The following is a 14,999-nucleotide window of genomic DNA, read 5'->3' as shown; positions in this document are numbered from 1 at the left end:
GTGACACGGTGCGGCGTTTGGCTCGGTTGCATACGCGTTTGCCGTTGTTGGCGTTCACGCCGTTGCCGGAGGTGCGTAGTCAGTTGGCGTTGTCGTGGGGGACGGAGACCTTCTTGGTCGATGGTGCTGACAGTACTGATGCGATGATCAAGCAGGTCGATCAGTCGTTGGAGGGGATCGGCCGGTACTCCAAGGGTGATCAGGTGGTGATCGTCGCGGGTGCGCCTCCCGGGACGGTCGGCTCGACGAACCTGATCCAGGTGCACCGGATCGGCGAGGACGACCACTAGGACCCGCCCAGTAGGCTTCTCGTCATGACGGAGACACTCACCGATTTCGACGAGTTCCTCGGCACGCTCGACCTCGCGAAGGCGGGGGAGGACCGGTTCCTCGGCTCTCACCCCGCCAAAGTCGCGTCCCGCACCTTCGGGGGCCAGATCCTCTCGCAGGCGATCGTCGCGTCGGGCAACACCGTTCCCGCGTCCCGGGATTCGTTGTTCCTGCACGCCGCGCACACGCACTTCATCAACGGAGGCGAGGTCACCGCGGACCTGGAGTTCGTCGTGCGGCGGCTGCGCGATACGCGGAACGTGGCGAACCGGCTCGTCTCGGTCGAACAGGGCGGCACCGTCCTCGCGCTGATGCAGCTGGCCTACCAGACGGACGGACGCAATCCGCTCGTCCACGGCGACCCGGCACCGCAGGTGCCGGGGCCCGAGGGCCTGCCGAACATCCAGGACACGCTCGAGGGCTACGAGGACGTCGTCACCATGTTCGTCGACGCGCCGCAGCCGATGGACATGCGTTTCACCAACGACACCGCGTGGATCGCCAAGGGCAAGGGGCTGATCCAGGAGGACAACAACGTCTGGATCCGCACCGCGGGCCCGCTGCCCGACGACCAGGTGATCCACGACGCCGCCCTGGCCTACGCATCGGACACGACGATCCTCGACTCGATCATCACGCGCCACGGCCTGTCCTGGGGGTACGACCGGATCATGGCGGTCACGCTCAACCAATCGCTGTGGTACCACCGCCGCGTCCGGTTCGACGAGCACAACCTCTACTCCACGCATTCGACGGTGGCCGACGGCGGACGCGGGATGTCGAACGGGCAATTCTTCGATGCAGAAGGCATCCTGGTAGCAAGCACCACGCAGGAGGGTGTGCTCAAGTACTTCCCGTCGAAGGGGGCGAAGTGACCAGCCAGGACACGCAGGAGCGGGAGAACACGCCGGCGATACCGTCCGTGCCGGAGGGCACGCCGGGCCGCGACTCCCGCGCCGAGCTCCCGACCCCGCTGCCGCCGGGCGCACAGCAGCCGTGGCGCCGGCACGGGCCGGGCAACCGCACGTGGGTGGTCGTCATCACCGCGCTCGCCGGGGTCGTCATGGCCGTGATCGGGGTCTTCGCGGTGGGCTTCGGCTTCGCGAGGACCGCCTTCGACCGCACCGGCGCCGTGGTGCTCTTCCCCACCGAGTACCGCCCCTCCGACACCGCGTGCTCGGGGACGGATGCCGCCGCGGAGGTCAAGAAGGGCGCCAAGGTGGTGTTCCACGCCCGCGACACGAGCTTCAACGCCACCCTCGGCGCGGGCACCCTGCGCGGCGGCCGCTGCGTCTTCCAGTTCACGCTGTCCGCGCTCGACGTCGATACGGACGTCAACTACCGGGTCACCGTCGGCGGCGTCGATGGCACGCCCGTGAGCGGCGCGGAGCTGGCGAACTCGTCCGCCCCCGTCGTCGTGTACGTGAGCTAGCTCTGACCGAGACGACGGAGCGGGCGCCCTCGCGGCACCTCGGCGCCCGCCAGATCACCGAGGCCGCGGCGCTGGCCGACGTGGCCGCCGCGTTGGTCCTCATCTCGCAGGTCTTCCCGTTGGCGATCGGCGTGTCCTTCGCCGCCTGCCTGCCCTTCGGTGTGATCGGGCTGCGGCACACCTTCCGCACGTGCGCGCTGGCCCTGCTGGTCGGCGTCACGATGGGCTTCCTGCTCGGCGGTACCGCGCCGGTGGTGCTGACGATCGAGACGGGCCTGGTGGGCATGCTGCTCGGCGCGTCCATCCGCCGGGGCTGGTCGACGGGCCGCCTCGTGCTGTACGCGCTGCCGCTGCTGGCGATCCCGTCGTCCGCGCTCGCGGTCGGCCTGCTGGTGATCTTCCCCGGCGTCCGGGAGCTCCTCTTCCGGATCACCGGTTCGACGGTGACCGGCCTGGCCCGGATCCTCGGCAATGTCCATCTCGGGGTGATCGGCCGGGCGCTGGTCGCGATCTGGGACTGGGCGCTGCGCTGGTGGCCGCTGACGGTGCCGTTGCTGCTCGTCGTCGCGGTACTCGCCGTTGTCGCTCTCGCCCGGGCCGCGTTCGGCGCCCTGCTCTCCCGCGCCGACCGGGTGCTGCCCCGTTCCACGGGGCACCTGTCGGGCGTCCCGGTGGGGGCGGGTCCGGCCGGCCCGGTGCCCGTCCGGCTCGAGGACGTGACGGTCCGCTACCGCGATCGGCTGGCGCTCGAGGTGCCCGAGCTCACCGTCGAGCCGGGGGAGTACCTGGCCGTGACCGGACGCAACGGCACCGGCAAGTCCACGCTGACCCGCGTGCTCGCGGGCGCGCCGCCGACGACGGGCGTCGTGGAGCGGCCCGGCGGGCCCGGCCTGGGTGAGCCGGGCGGCACCGCGGTGGTCTTCCAGCGGCCCGAGTCGCAGGTCCTGGGCGTGCGCGTCGGCGACGACGTGCGGTTCGGCCGCGCGCTGGCGCCCGACGCCGATGTCGACGGGGTGCTGCGCCGCGTGGGACTGTCGGGGATGGCCGACCGCGAGACCGCGACCCTCTCGGGCGGGCAGCTGCAGCGGCTCGCCGTGGCGGCGGCGCTGGCCCGCGAGCCGGCGCTGCTCATCAGCGACGAATCGACCGCGATGCTCGACGCCGAGGGGCGCGCGTCGGTGGTCGGGGTGATGCGGGACATCGCCGGCGCGGGGACCGCCGTCGTGCACGTCACGCACCACGACGCCGAGGCGGCGGGCGCGGAGCGCGAGGTGCGGCTCGGGCCGCCCCGGGCACCGTCGGGCGCGGAACCCGGGCCCGCGAGCCCGACGGTGCGCGCCCGGGACTCCGCCCGCGGCACCGTCGAGCTGCAGGGCGTGACGCTGATCCGCGACGCCGGGACGCCCTGGGACCGCCCCGTGATCAGCGACCTGGACCTCGTCGTTCCCGGCGGCACCGCGCTCGCGATCACCGGCGACAACGGGGCGGGCAAGTCGACCCTCGCGTGGATGATCGCCGGTCTGTTGCAGCCCACGTCCGGATCGATCACCGTCGACGGTGCGCCCGTCGTCAACGGGCGCGGGCGTGTCGTCATCGGGGTGCAGCACGCGCGCCTGCAGGTACTGCGCGACACCGTCGGCGAGGACGTGGCCGACGCGTCGGGCGCCGACCGGGCCGGCGTGCGGGACGCCCTCCGGCTGGTCGGGCTGGACCCGGCCGACTTCGCCGATCGCCGCGCCGACGAACTGTCCGGCGGGGAGCAGCGGCGAGTCGTGCTCGCGGGGCTACTCGCATCGAACCCGCAGGTCCTGGTCCTCGATGAGCCGCTCGCCGGCCTCGACGACGAGGCGACGACGCACATGATCGAAGCGCTGGGCGCGGCGAAGGCTGCGGGCACCACCCTGGTGATCGTCACGCACGACCTGGCGCCCCTGCGCCGCGTCACGGATCGCGTCCACGACGTCGCGGCGTCCACGGCGGCGCCGGCGCCGCACCGCAGGCGCCACGGGCGGCCGCAGTTCGGCGACGTGGTGGGCCGGCCCCTGCCCGAGGAGACGCCCGCGCACCGGGTGTGGGTGGGCACCAAGCTGGCCGTCCTCGCGGCGATGGGCGTCGTCATGGGGGTGCGCACCGACTGGTGGAACATCGGCGCCTCGGCTCTCGTGCTGCTCGGATGGTTCCTCCTCGCCGGCGCGCCGTGGCGGGCCTGGCCGCGCCTGCCCCGGCTGTTCTTCGCGTTCGGGTTCGTGAGCCTGTTCCTCACCGCCATGGGCTCCGGCGCGACCACCGGGCACCTGTTCGGGGTCGAGATCAGCCTGTCGGGCGTCGATGTCTTCTTCCGCGCTCTCGCGGCGCTGCTCGTCTCGCTGTTCGCGGCGCTGGTGTTCTGCTGGACCACCCCGCTCGGCGACGTCCCGGGCTTCCTGCAGACCTGCCTCGACCGGCTCGGTGGGCTCGGCCGCCGCGGCGTGGCCGCGGCGTCGGCGCTCGCGCTGGCGATCCGGCTGGGACCGCTGGCGCTGGCGGAGGTCCGCACGATGTGGGGACTCGCGCGGCAGCGGCGCCCGCTCCGGCCCAGCGGTCGGCCGCGTGGCGTGACCATCGAGACGATGCTCGAGCTGCTCCTGCTGGCCACGGTCCAATCGTGCCGCCGGGCGGGGGAACTCGCCGACGCCATCAGCTCCCGCGGCGGGCTCGGCGCGGTCGCGCAGCCCGACCGCGGGCCCACGCGGCTCGACGGTGCCGTCGTGCTCGGCACCGTCGTGGTCCTCGTCGCCGGGGTCGTGCTCGGGGGCGTGTTCCCCGGCATGGTGGACTAGCGGCATGACCGCACTCGGATCGACGACCCGTCGTGACTGGCAACCCGTCCTGACCTACTCGCTGATCGCGGTGAACGTGATCGCCTTCGCGTTCAGCGCGAAGGCATCGGGCAGCATCGAGCACAACATGTACTCCCGCGAGGTGGCCGAGCTGGCGCTGTCGGAGTACGCCACCGCGACCGATCGCTGGTGGACCGCGGTGACCTCGGGGTTCCTGCACTTCGGGCCGATCCATCTGCTGGTGAACATGTTCACGCTCTACGTCTTCGGGCGGAACATCGAGCAGGCGCTGGGCCGGGCACGGTTCGGCGCGATCTACGCCCTGTCGCTGCTCGGCGGCAGCGCGGCCGTGCTGTGGTTCGGGCTCGAGAACACGATCACCGTCGGCGCGTCCGGCGCGATCTTCGGGCTGATCGCCGCCGAGCTGATCCTGTTCCTGCGGATGAAGATGGACCCCACCTCGCTGCTCGTGCTGATAGGCGTGAACGTGGTCGCGTCCTTCACCCTGTCCGGTATCTCGTGGCTGGGCCACGCCGGTGGCTTCGTGGCCGGCGCGGCGGTCACGGCCGGCATCGTCTACGGCCCGGAGCTGCTGCCGCGCGACCGGCGTACCCGCAAGCAGGTGGAAGCCGTCGGCTGGTCGTGCGTCGGCGTGATCGCCGCGGTCCTGGTCGCGGCCATCGCGATCCGGTTCGGCACGTACCCGGACGCGCAGGTCTACACGCTGCAGTGATCAGTGCCCGCGGTTCATCTCCCGCAGGCGGGCGTTGTAGGCGGCCAGCGCGGCCTCGTCGTCGTCGACGTCCACATCCGAATCGTCACCCATGAGCGTGCCGCGGCGCGCGGAGTCGAGCCAGGTGCCCATGCCGCCGCCGCGCTTGCCGGTGGCCTCGGCGGTGATCCACTGGAAGGCGACGACCAGGAGCAGGATCATCATCAGTCCGTCGCCGCCGAACCACATGATCGCGCCGGCGGCCGCCTGGTCCTCGAGGCCCGTCGGACCCCAGCCCGCGCGTGACGCGGAGTAGCCGGGCGCCAGCTCGCTGGTGGTCATCATGAGCGTCACACCGACGAGCGTGTCCGGGCCCATGGCCAGCAGGAACGACGCGAACCGCAGCGGGTGCGAGAGCTTGGTGGGCCCGCACAGCTCGTTGCCGATCAGCGGCAGCATGAAGATCCAGCCGATGACGAAGTAGCCGGTGTACTCGAGCTGCTTGAGCCACGGGTGCTCCAGCGCGAGGTCCTGGAACCCGGTGAGGTGCGTGCTGATCAGCGCGAACGCGTACAGCGGGAGACCGACGACGGGGCTGGTGATCAGCCGGACCACCCGGTTGCCGAGCACGGCGCGCACGCGGCGGTTTCCGGTCTCCCCGGTGGCGGTGGCGAGGAGTCGGATCGGCTCGGCGAGCACGAGGAACATCGGGATCACGGTGATCAGGACCAGGTGCACGAGCATGTGCGCCCAGAACAGGTGCTTGGCCAGCTCGGCCATGACGCTGTTGACCGCGAACACGAGCAGCGCCATGGCGATGAACCACGCCAGGACGCGGGTGATCGGCCACGCCGTGCCGGCGCGCCGCGCCCGGACGACGCCGTAGACGTAGAGAATGGTCGCGACGACCATCAGGGTGGTCACGACGGGCGTGAACACCCAGGTGTGGAGCGCGTCGGGCTGCTGGGTCAGTACAGGTGAGGGATGCATCGATGCCCGTTGTACCACCCCTGGCAGACTAATCCAACCGGCGTGTAACAAACCACGGTGGACGGCCGATGTACGCCACGAACGCCCCTTAACAGCCTGCCTGGGCACCCGCCCCGGGCTAGAACTCACGGAGTAGAGATGCCGAAGGTCCCCGAGCCCACGCCTCAAGAGGTCCGCGACTTCCTCAGCCCGATCTCGCACTGGTCGCACCTGAAGGCGAACGCGGAGGAGCAGTACCGCAAGACCATCCTCGCCGCGTACGCCGCCCGTATCCCGATCGTTCACATCGCGCGGTACACCGGCACCTCGCCGCAGGCCGTCAAGAAGGTCATCGACCGGCAGAACGACAAGGCCGCCGGCGATGCGCCCGCGTTCCCGAACACGCCGCGCACCGGCTATTACCGCGGCCAGCAGCTGCCCCCGTCGCGCCCCGTCCGCGCGGTCTGACCGCCCGACGGTGACCGTGCCCAGGGCCTGACAGCCGCCTGGCGGGCGGCTCCCAGCATTCTGTCGGGAACGCCGGGGATCCTCGGTCGGGTGATGGACCATCGCGGCGGGGTATCGCTGCTCACCGGCTGGTTGCCCCTGTCCGTGTTCGCGCTCGCGGCGGTGGCCGCGGTGGTCGTACTGCTGGGGCACGGGCGGTGGCTGCGGATCGGGCTGCCCGTCTGCCTCGCGCTCGGCACGCTCGCCGCGTGGGGTGCCGACGCGGAGATGGGAGCGCAGGGCCTCGCGGGGAAGCCCGCGCCGGTCATGCTGTGGGTGTGGCTGGGCCTGACGGTCGCGACCCTGATCGCGGCGATCGTCCGGTTCCGGTCCGGACGTCCGCGGGGCCGGATCGTGTCGATGCTCGCCGTGCCGCTGCTCCTGATCGCGGCCTTGCTGGTCGTGAACCAATGGGTGGGCTACTACCGGACCGTGCAGGTCGCATGGTCGGCCCTGACCGCCGGCCCGCTGCCGAACCAGACCTCCCAGGGCGATCTGCCCGGGTTGCGCGACACCGTCCAGAAGCAGGGACGGGTGGTCCCCGTCGACATCCCGGATGACGCGAGCGGCTTCGCGCACCGCACCGAGTACGTCTACCTCCCGCCGGCGTGGTTCGCGGGGAAGACCCCGCCGGCGCTGCCCGCCGTGGAGATGATCGGCGGCGAGTTCAACACCCCCGCCGACTGGATCCGGCTCGGTTCGGCCACGCAGGTCGCCGATCAGTACGCGGCCCAGCACGGCGGACGGGCGCCGATCCTGGTGTTCGTCGATTCCGGCGGCAGCTTCAACAACGACACCGAATGCGTCGACGGTCCCCGCGGCGAGTCGGCCTCGCACCTGACGAAGGACGTGCGGCCGTACGTGATCTCGACCTTCGGGGCCGCGTCCGACGCGGCCCACTGGGGCGTCATCGGCTGGTCGATGGGCGGGACCTGCGCCGTGGACCTGACGGTGATGCACCCGGAGCTGTTCAGCGCGTTCGGCGACATCGGCGGCGACCTCCGGCCCAACGCGGGGAACCAGGCGCAGACCGTGTCCCGGCTGTTCGGCGGTGACGCGTCGAAGTGGGACGCCTACGACCCGCAGACGGTCATGGCGCAGCACGGCGCCTATCAGGGAGTGGCCGGGATCTTCGTCGATGCCGCCGGGCATCCGCAGCGCCCGGGCGGCAAGCCCCGTCGGGGCGGCGGGCAGCATCCGGTCGGGCAGGGCGGCGGCGCGGGCGGCCGCGGCTACGAGCCGGACCCGTACTCCGCCGGCGCGTCGCAGACCTTGTGCACCGCGATGACGGAGGTCGACATCGCCTGCACGGTGCAGGCGTCGAGCCATGGTCACACGTGGGAGTCCGCTACCCAGGCGCTGACCCCGGTGTTGGCGACGGTGGCGGGACACCTGACCGGCACGCCGTCACCGTCGGCACCGGCACCGGCACCGGCGGCGCACTGAGGACTAGGACTCGGGCTTCCCGCCCAGTGTGTCGATCACCAGGTGCGCGACGGTCCTCATGTCGGTGCGCCGATCCATGGCCGTGCGCTGGATCCAGCGGAAGGCCTCCGGCTCGGTCACGCGGTGCGACTGCATCAGGATGCTCTTCGCGCGGTCCACGACCTTGCGGGTCTCGAGCTGCTCGGAGAGGCTCGTGACCTCCTTCTCGAGGGCGGCGAGCTCGGCGAAGCGGCTGATGGCGATCTCGATCGCGGGCACGAGATCGGCCTTGGTGAAGGGCTTGACGAGGTAGGCCATCGCGCCGGCCTCGCGCGCCTTCTCGACGAACTCGCGCTGGCCGAAGGCGGTCAGCATGACGACGGGGGCGATCCGCTCCCGCGCGATGTCCTGCGCGGCCTCGAGTCCGTTGAGCACGGGCATCTTCACGTCCATGATCACCAGGTCGGGCCGCAGTTCACGGGCCTTGTCGAGGGCGACCTGACCGTTCTCGGCCTCACCGACCACGTCGTAGCCCTCCTCCCGGAGCATCTCGGAGAGGTCCATGCGGATGATCGCCTCGTCCTCGGCGACGAGCACGCGGTGCGGTACGGGTGCGGTGTCCTTCATCGGTGGGTACGTTACCGGTCGACGGACATCCGTCGCGACGTGCGCGGTACCGTTGCGCCATGAACGTATTGAGCCTGACTCAATTGCGGGAGCGCGCCGGCAACCTCTGGGCCCTCACGGTGGGTGACGGGATCCGTCCCGTTGCGCGCACGCCGCACGTCGTCGTCGCCGACGGTGGTCATCGCACCCTCCGACGGTTCGCCTCCGACGAGGCCCGCCACGCGGCCGCGGTCCCCGGGGCGGCGCCGGTGTTGTTGGTGCCGCCGATCGCCGCGCCCGCCACCTGCTACGACCTCGCGCCCGAGATCTCCGTCGTCGCGCACCTCGCCGCGACGGGGCGCGTCCCGTACGTCGTCGACTTCGGTGAGATGGCCTACGCCGACCGGAAACTGGGGTTCGAGAACTTCGCCCTCGACATCATTCCGCAGGCCATCGCCCGGGCTCTGGACGACTTCTGGGGCGGCGAGGTGCCCGACGGTGCCGGCGTCGACCTGTACGGCTGGAGCCTGGGCGGCACGCTGTCCTTCCTCGCCGCAGGCGCGTCGACCGCCTCGATCCGGTCGATCGTCTCGATCGCCACGCCGCTGAACTACGCCGCACAGCAGCCCTATCCGCTGGTGACCTCGGTGATGAAGCCGCTCGACGGCTTCGGTCCCGGTGCGCTGATCGCGTTGCTCGGAGGCATCCCGGCGCCGATCGTCCAGGTGGCCTACCGCGCCACGTCGTGGGATCGGGAGCTCAAGAAGCCCAAGTTCGTCCTCGAGAACCTCGGCGAGCCCGAGAAGCTGGCGCGCATGGAGGTCATCGACCGCTTCCAGCGCACCTTTCCGGGGTATCCCGGCAAGCTGGCGACGCAGCTGTGGGAGCGGCTGATCTTCCGCGGTGAGTTGGCCGCGGGGCGTGTGACGCTGGGGGAGACGGTGCTGGATCTGTCGACCATCGACGTCCCGATCCAGCTGTTCGGCTCGCACCGGGATGCGCTGTGCGCGTGGGAGACCGCTCGGCACGGCGTGGACCTGTTCACCGGCTCGCCGCGGGTGGAGTTCGCTACCGTCGAGTCGAGCCACCTCGGCCTCGTCGCCGGCCCCGACGCTGTCCGCGAGACCTGGCCCGTGATCGACGCCTTCCTCGCCTCCGTGGATGCCGAGTCCGGGGCCGTCCACCCCGCGCGGTAAGCTGGCTCGGCCGACCGTTTCCGACGGTCCGCCGGACGCCCCCGTAGCCCAATTGGCAGAGGCAACGGATTCAAAACCCGTCCAGTGTGAGTTCGAGTCTCACCGGGGGCACCATATCGCCGCAGCTCAGAGCGATATTCGCCACTACTTCACCAGACTTAGCTTCCCGTCAGTCCGCAGCTGGTCCGCAGCAGCATCAAACGAGTCGCTCACCCGGTCCAGATCGTCCGGGAACAGGTGCCCGTACCGATCCAGCGTCAGCGTCGCCGTCTTGTGGCCCAGGAGGGTCTGCAACACCTTTACGTTCGCGCCGCCGCGGATCGCCAACGACGCGCACGTGTGCCGTAGCTGGTGCGGTGTGAGCCCCTTCTCGCCGACCGTCGCCGCTGCCTTGTCGAACACCCACCGCACCTGCCCCTCGGTCAACCACGCGCCCTCGCGGCCCGGGAACACGAGGTCGTCATCCTTGCGGCCGTCGAGCTCGGTTTGGAGCAGCGGCACCAGGAACTTCGGGACCGGCACCCGCCGCGTGGCCCCGTTCTTCGGTGCCCCCTCGACCTGCCCCTGCCCGGTCACGTACGTCACGGACTTCGCGACAGTGATCCGCCGGGCATCGAGGTCGATCCGCGCGGCCGTCAGTGCGACCGCCTCGCCGAACCGGAGACCGCAGTACGTCAGCACCAGCACGAACGTCCTGTACTCGCCGCACGCGACCGCCAGACGATGCGCCTGCTCATGCGACAGGTACCGCTGCTCGACCTCGACCTTGTTCGGCAGCTCCACGTCCTCGGCCGGATTCGTCGCGATGTACCGCGCCTTCACCGCGAACCGCAGCACCGACCCGACGACCTGGTGGGTCTGGATCACGCGGGACGCCGACAGGCCGCGGCCGGCGAACCTGGTCGAGCCGTCCGTGCTCAGCCCGGAGATCCACACCTGCATGTCGTCGAACCGGATCTCGCCCAGCGGCACGTCCCGCCAGCGGGGGAGCGCAACCGTGTCCAGAATCGACCGGTAACCGGCCACCGTCTTCGGCTTCCGGCTCGCCTTCGTCGCGATCCACTTCTCAGCGACCGCACCGAACGTCTGCGCGGCCAGCTCAGGGTCGGTCCACGTCCCGGTCACCTGGTCGGAAACCTGCTGCTCTAGCCAGCGTTGCGCGTCCTTCTTGAGCCCGAACGACTTCGTGTGCTCCCGGCCATCCGCGGCGACATACCGCGCCATCCACCGCAAGCCCTTGCCGTGCCGCGTGGACTGCTGCCCGTCGGCCCGCGTCCACCGGTCCTCGACACCGGAGCGGCGGTTACGTTTCTGCATCGCGAGCAAGCCCCCAGAAGGCAGGGTCCTTCACATTAGGATCATCCCACCAGGTACCGGTCGCATCCCTCGCGAAGTACATGCCAGCATCCGACAGGTCCTCGAAATCCTCGCCACTAAGTTCGACCACCCTCTGCCGTTGATCCACCGGGAGCCTGTCGAGTGCATCACGCAACTCGCCCTCGACGTCCCACGGAGCCTGAAAGTCATCATCGGGATCGCGCGCGTCACCTGCGCGAATAGCACCTGCTAGTTCGGCACGCAGACCCCACCAAACACGGTGCGCGGTAGCAAGTTCCATCTTCGCCGACCGTACACGGGTTACGAGTGCCGAGAGCTTTGCAGCGTTCATAGCCTCGCTTGTAGCCCCGACGATGTCTTGCAACGGCACCCCGAACACGGCAGCTAGTGCATGAGCTTCGCCCAGCTGGACCTGACGCTCATTCGTCTCAACCTTCGCCACAGTCGCCTGATGCCACTTGTAGCCCATCGCGGTCATGCGCTCGGCTAGCTGCCCTTGCTTCATCTTCAGGTCCTCACGTATGGCCTTGATGTTCTCGGCGATCCGCTGCTCAGGGGTGGTCGGGGTCGCGTCGTCGTCAGCCATACTCCCAACGATATTCCGGAACCTTATTGCGGTCCAGTCGTGAATCAGTATATTCTGAATCCGCATCCACGAGGGATGCTCTAGACCAGCAAAAAGGAATACGCGATGACTCGATCTGAGCTTCAGCGCCGGGTGCGTGAGCTGCTGACCATCAAGCAGCTCGCCGAGCGCTACAACATCCCCGAGGCAACCTGGCGCTACTGGCGCGCCACCGGCCGCGGTCCCGCCGCGATCGTCCTCGGCCCCCGCAAGCTGCTGTACGACGCCGAAGTCGTCGAGCGCTGGCTCGACGCCCACGCCGAGCCGGAGGGCGCCTAATGACCACGCGGGGCAGCGCCCCGCACGCAGTACCCGGTGGAACCACGTCGCCGGATCGCTACCGGCAGCACGCCGATCACGCAGACCTCGGTCTTATCGAGGACGACCGCACACCACTATTGACCAAGAAGGCGCCCGGGTCTCTCGCCAAAGACACCCCGGACGCCAACGACCGCACCCACAACAAGGAGTCGATCAACATGCACGATACCCATCCCGCCGACGGGCTGCTTGCAGCTCTCCACGCCCTGCCGACACCGGAGCCCGAGCAAGCCGTCTGCACTTCCGGCGACTGCCAGTGCACGGACGTCATCACGTGCGAGGCCGCGCGTACTCAGGCCGGCCCCAACCAGGCACGCCCGATCGATGCAGTCCTCGACGACATGGGCATCACCAACCCCGAGCAGCGCGACGAAGTCGCTGCCCTGTTCACCCCCGCATCGCCCAGCGACTGCATCGACGGCACCGTCTACGCGGTCGCGGTGAACCACACGTGGCAGACGGTCACCGCCACGATCGCCGGGTCCGACCCGGATAGGCCCATGCACGTCCTGTTCGACGCCTCGGACCTCCGTGCCCTGGCTGACGCCCTCGCCGACCTCGAGCAGGGGGCACGGCAGTGAGCATCATCAAGTGCAGCCGGTGCCGCCGCCGCTACCGCGGTCACGGCGACTGGAACATCACCGTCAAAGCCAGCGTCATCGTCGGGCACCTGTGCCCGGATTGCCAGACCCCCGAGGAGAACGCCGAAGCCGAGATCCACGACGCCACCTTGGACTACGGCTTCGACGATGCCGGCCGCCTGGTCGGCCGCCCGAAGGTCGGAGGCGTCCAGTGACCCGCCTGGTTCATCTCCTTGACCGTGGCACTGTCGATTCCGGTAGGCCCGCGAAGGCGTACTGCGGTGAGTACCGCGCCGTCTGGCACCGGCCCGACGAGGTCGGCGCGACGGTTCCCTGTCCGCTTTGTCACCTCGCGGACGAGATCCGCACCGAGGCCCGGAAGGTGCGGGCATGACCGGGCCCGCGGACGCCGTCGCCGGATCGCTGACGGTCCTCACCGGCCACCACCACGACCGGATCAAGAAGGCCATCGAGAAGATCCTCGCCGAGGGCCGGCCGTTCGACGCCGACGAGATCCACCAGCACCTGCCCGAGGACACCCGGGCCTGGCTTGACGATCACCCGCAGGTATTGGGCGGCTACATCCAGTCCGTCGCCCAAGCCGGCCGGATCCGGCACGTCGGCTGGACCGACTCCCACCGGCGGCCCGGCCGCCCCCAGCGCGTCTGGGACTGCCCCAGGAGGTCGACCACACCGTGAGCTGGACCCGGCTGGACGACCTCTGGACCGACTCGGCCGTGCTCGCGGACCTCGACTACGAGGCCCGGTGGCACTACCTTGCGTTGATCCAGTTCTGCTCGCGCACGGACGCCTACGACGGCATCGTGCGCGCGGCAGACGCCCGCCGCTGCTCCGACGTTCCCGACCCGGCCAGGGTGCTTGCTGCCCTGGCCGCGGTCGGCCTCATCGAGCACACGCCGGACGGTCGCGTGAAGGTGCCCAGCATCGCCGACCACATCCCGCCGCCGCACATCAGGAAGAACGCCGAGCAGACCAAGATCCGCATGAGCCGCCTGCGGGCGCACAAGGCCGGGGATCACTCCAAGTGCCTCCCCGGGAACTGCCCCGAGGTACCCGTTACGGGATCTGTTACTGCCGAAGTTACGCGTAACACCGGGACGGGACAGGACAGGACAGGGCTACTTACAGAAGCACCTACTTCTGAGCGTTCACTCGCGTCAGTGCCCGACCCCGAACCTGCGGTCAGTACAGCTGACACCAGCCTCCCGGCCGAGGGCTCCATCTGCCCGCACTGTCACTGGCCGGTCTATCCGGGCTGCGAGTCGGAGCACACCGACGGCTGCCCGAAGTACATCAACCGAGGGGAGCCCCCGGCCGCATGACCACCTATCCGCCTATCCCGCTCGGCACCCGCCGCCCGCCCGTCGTCGGCACCCTGTGCCCGTACTGCCTGTGGACCGTGTACCCGGGCTGCGAGCGCGAGCACACCAAGTGCAAGACCAACACCACCACCCCGAGGAAGGGGACTCCGTGAACCCTCACGACCACTCCCGCATCGACGCCGCGCAGATCGCCGCCGTCGAAGCGCTCACCGGCAAGTCCTACATGGACTGCACCGAACGTGAGCTGTTCGCCGCCGGCATGGAACCGATCAGCGTCGCTACTCGCCGCCGCGTCGACCAGATCGTCCTCAAGCGCCTCGGCAAGCCCTGGGCCGACTGCACGATGGCCGAGCTCGACGGGCTGCTGCTCACGTACGAGGCGGAGGCCGCGTGCAGGGACGCCGTCATCGAACGCCTCGAGCGGGAGGCAGACGAGTGACCGCGCGCCCGTGCGCTGACTGCGGCGACGTCATCGACAGCGGTGTCCGCTGCCCCACCTGCCAGCCGCCCGAACCGCCCGAGCGGGCCCCCGCCGCCCGCGGGTACGACGCCGCCTGGCGCAACCTATCCCGCCGCGCCCGCCGCCTCCAACCGTTCTGCAGCGACTGCGGCGCCACCGACGACCTACAGGCCGACCACACCCCAGCCGCATGGGACCGCAAGGCCCACGGACTCCCCATCCGCCTCCGCGACATAGACGTCGTCTGCGGCCCCTGCAACCGCGCCAGAGGTGCCGCCCGCCCCGGAACCCATCGGTCCGCTGAACGTCGCTCACAAGGCCAACCAGACGGCAAC

At 70.1% G+C, this 14,999-nt stretch carries 19 protein-coding genes and 1 tRNA gene; 16 read left to right on the top strand and 4 right to left on the bottom strand.

Annotated features, from left to right (window positions below; all coding sequences use genetic code 11):
- The 5 genes from HF999_RS21530 to HF999_RS21510 form a co-directional block, all read left to right on the top strand.
- Window positions 1–290: pyruvate kinase alpha/beta domain-containing protein (locus tag HF999_RS21530; protein WP_281347396.1), on the top strand; the 290-nt coding region annotated here is incomplete at its 5' end.
- A gap of 24 nt (window positions 291–314) precedes the next feature.
- Window positions 315–1,205 carry an acyl-CoA thioesterase gene (locus tag HF999_RS21525; protein WP_168547824.1) on the top strand — a complete coding sequence of 297 codons (891 nt, stop codon included), beginning with the start codon at window positions 315–317 and terminating at the stop codon, window positions 1,203–1,205.
- On the top strand, window positions 1,202–1,762 hold the full coding sequence (locus tag HF999_RS21520; RefSeq protein WP_168547823.1) for a hypothetical protein: 561 nt from the start codon (window positions 1,202–1,204) through the stop codon (window positions 1,760–1,762). The genes HF999_RS21525 and HF999_RS21520 overlap by 4 nt, the downstream gene beginning before the upstream one ends.
- 80 nt (window positions 1,763–1,842) lie before the next feature.
- On the top strand, window positions 1,843–4,581 hold the full coding sequence (locus HF999_RS21515) for an ATP-binding cassette domain-containing protein (RefSeq protein WP_068569033.1): 2,739 nt from the start codon (window positions 1,843–1,845) through the stop codon (window positions 4,579–4,581).
- 4 nt (window positions 4,582–4,585) lie between these two features.
- A complete protein-coding gene (locus HF999_RS21510) occupies window positions 4,586–5,314 on the top strand; it encodes a rhomboid family intramembrane serine protease (RefSeq protein ID WP_068569032.1) in 729 nt (242 codons plus the stop codon).
- Here HF999_RS21510 and HF999_RS21505 read toward each other — a convergent pair whose 3' ends face one another.
- Window positions 5,315–6,283 (bottom strand): cytochrome c oxidase assembly protein, encoded by a 969-nt coding sequence (locus HF999_RS21505; RefSeq protein WP_068569031.1) that lies wholly within the window; start codon window positions 6,281–6,283, stop codon window positions 5,315–5,317.
- Window positions 6,284–6,421: 138 nt separating this feature from the next.
- On the opposite strand from HF999_RS21505, the gene HF999_RS21500 reads away from it, so the two are divergent.
- Window positions 6,422–6,730, top strand: a complete 309-nt coding sequence (locus HF999_RS21500) for a helix-turn-helix domain-containing protein (protein WP_068569030.1) — start codon at window positions 6,422–6,424, stop codon at window positions 6,728–6,730.
- 93 nt (window positions 6,731–6,823) lie between these two features.
- On the top strand, window positions 6,824–8,215 hold the full coding sequence (locus HF999_RS21495) for an alpha/beta hydrolase (protein ID WP_246208413.1): 1,392 nt from the start codon (window positions 6,824–6,826) through the stop codon (window positions 8,213–8,215).
- A 3-nt stretch (window positions 8,216–8,218) separates the two neighbouring features.
- On the opposite strand, the gene HF999_RS21490 is transcribed toward HF999_RS21495, so the two are convergent.
- Window positions 8,219–8,821 carry an ANTAR domain-containing response regulator gene (locus HF999_RS21490; protein WP_068569028.1) on the bottom strand — a complete coding sequence of 201 codons (603 nt, stop codon included), beginning with the start codon at window positions 8,819–8,821 and terminating at the stop codon, window positions 8,219–8,221.
- Between the two features lie 59 nt (window positions 8,822–8,880).
- Here HF999_RS21490 and HF999_RS21485 point away from each other — a divergent pair, with 59 nt between their 5' ends.
- Together HF999_RS21485 and HF999_RS21480 are read left to right on the top strand one after the other, a co-directional pair.
- On the top strand, window positions 8,881–9,996 hold the full coding sequence (locus tag HF999_RS21485) for a polyhydroxyalkanoate synthase family protein (protein WP_168547821.1): 1,116 nt from the start codon (window positions 8,881–8,883) through the stop codon (window positions 9,994–9,996).
- Window positions 9,997–10,033: 37 nt separating this feature from the next.
- A tRNA-Leu gene (locus tag HF999_RS21480) sits at window positions 10,034–10,110 on the top strand.
- A gap of 30 nt (window positions 10,111–10,140) precedes the next feature.
- Here HF999_RS21480 and HF999_RS21475 read toward each other — a convergent pair.
- Window positions 10,141–11,313 carry a tyrosine-type recombinase/integrase gene (locus tag HF999_RS21475; RefSeq protein ID WP_168547820.1) on the bottom strand — a complete coding sequence of 391 codons (1,173 nt, stop codon included), beginning with the start codon at window positions 11,311–11,313 and terminating at the stop codon, window positions 10,141–10,143.
- Window positions 11,300–11,920 carry a helix-turn-helix domain-containing protein gene (locus HF999_RS21470; protein ID WP_168547819.1) on the bottom strand — a complete coding sequence of 207 codons (621 nt, stop codon included), beginning with the start codon at window positions 11,918–11,920 and terminating at the stop codon, window positions 11,300–11,302. The genes HF999_RS21475 and HF999_RS21470 overlap by 14 nt, the downstream gene beginning before the upstream one ends.
- Window positions 11,921–12,025: 105 nt before the next feature.
- Here HF999_RS21470 and HF999_RS21465 point away from each other — a divergent pair, with 105 nt between their 5' ends.
- The 7 genes from HF999_RS21465 (at window position 12,026) to HF999_RS21435 (ending at window position 14,643) form a co-directional block, all read left to right on the top strand.
- Window positions 12,026–12,238 (top strand): helix-turn-helix transcriptional regulator, encoded by a 213-nt coding sequence (locus HF999_RS21465; protein ID WP_168547818.1) that lies wholly within the window; start codon window positions 12,026–12,028, stop codon window positions 12,236–12,238.
- A complete protein-coding gene (locus HF999_RS21460; protein ID WP_168547817.1) occupies window positions 12,238–12,861 on the top strand; it encodes a hypothetical protein in 624 nt (207 codons plus the stop codon). The genes HF999_RS21465 and HF999_RS21460 overlap by 1 nt, the downstream gene beginning before the upstream one ends.
- The gene (locus HF999_RS21455) at window positions 12,858–13,076 is read left to right on the top strand and encodes a hypothetical protein (RefSeq protein ID WP_168547816.1); all 219 of its coding nucleotides are present in this window, start codon (window positions 12,858–12,860) and stop codon (window positions 13,074–13,076) included. Before HF999_RS21460 ends, HF999_RS21455 begins: the two co-directional genes overlap by 4 nt.
- A gap of 175 nt (window positions 13,077–13,251) precedes the next feature.
- On the top strand, window positions 13,252–13,560 hold the full coding sequence (locus HF999_RS21450; RefSeq protein ID WP_168547815.1) for a hypothetical protein: 309 nt from the start codon (window positions 13,252–13,254) through the stop codon (window positions 13,558–13,560).
- On the top strand, window positions 13,557–14,204 hold the full coding sequence (locus HF999_RS21445) for a hypothetical protein (RefSeq protein ID WP_168547814.1): 648 nt from the start codon (window positions 13,557–13,559) through the stop codon (window positions 14,202–14,204). Before HF999_RS21450 ends, HF999_RS21445 begins: the two co-directional genes overlap by 4 nt.
- Window positions 14,201–14,356: a hypothetical protein gene (locus HF999_RS21440; RefSeq protein ID WP_168547813.1), complete on the top strand. Its 156-nt coding sequence runs from the start codon at window positions 14,201–14,203 to the stop codon at window positions 14,354–14,356. Before HF999_RS21445 ends, HF999_RS21440 begins: the two co-directional genes overlap by 4 nt.
- Window positions 14,353–14,643, top strand: coding sequence for a hypothetical protein (locus HF999_RS21435; protein WP_168547812.1), 291 nt, complete (start codon window positions 14,353–14,355; stop codon window positions 14,641–14,643). The genes HF999_RS21440 and HF999_RS21435 overlap by 4 nt, the downstream gene beginning before the upstream one ends.
- The last annotated feature ends 356 nt before the right edge of the window (window positions 14,644–14,999 follow it).

The sequence above is a fragment of the Tsukamurella spumae genome (assembly GCF_012396015.1).
GTDB lineage: Bacteria > Actinomycetota > Actinomycetes > Mycobacteriales > Mycobacteriaceae > Tsukamurella > Tsukamurella spumae.
The sequence above is the reverse complement of the archived record's forward strand: the minus strand, read 5'-3'. Positions and strand labels throughout refer to the sequence as shown.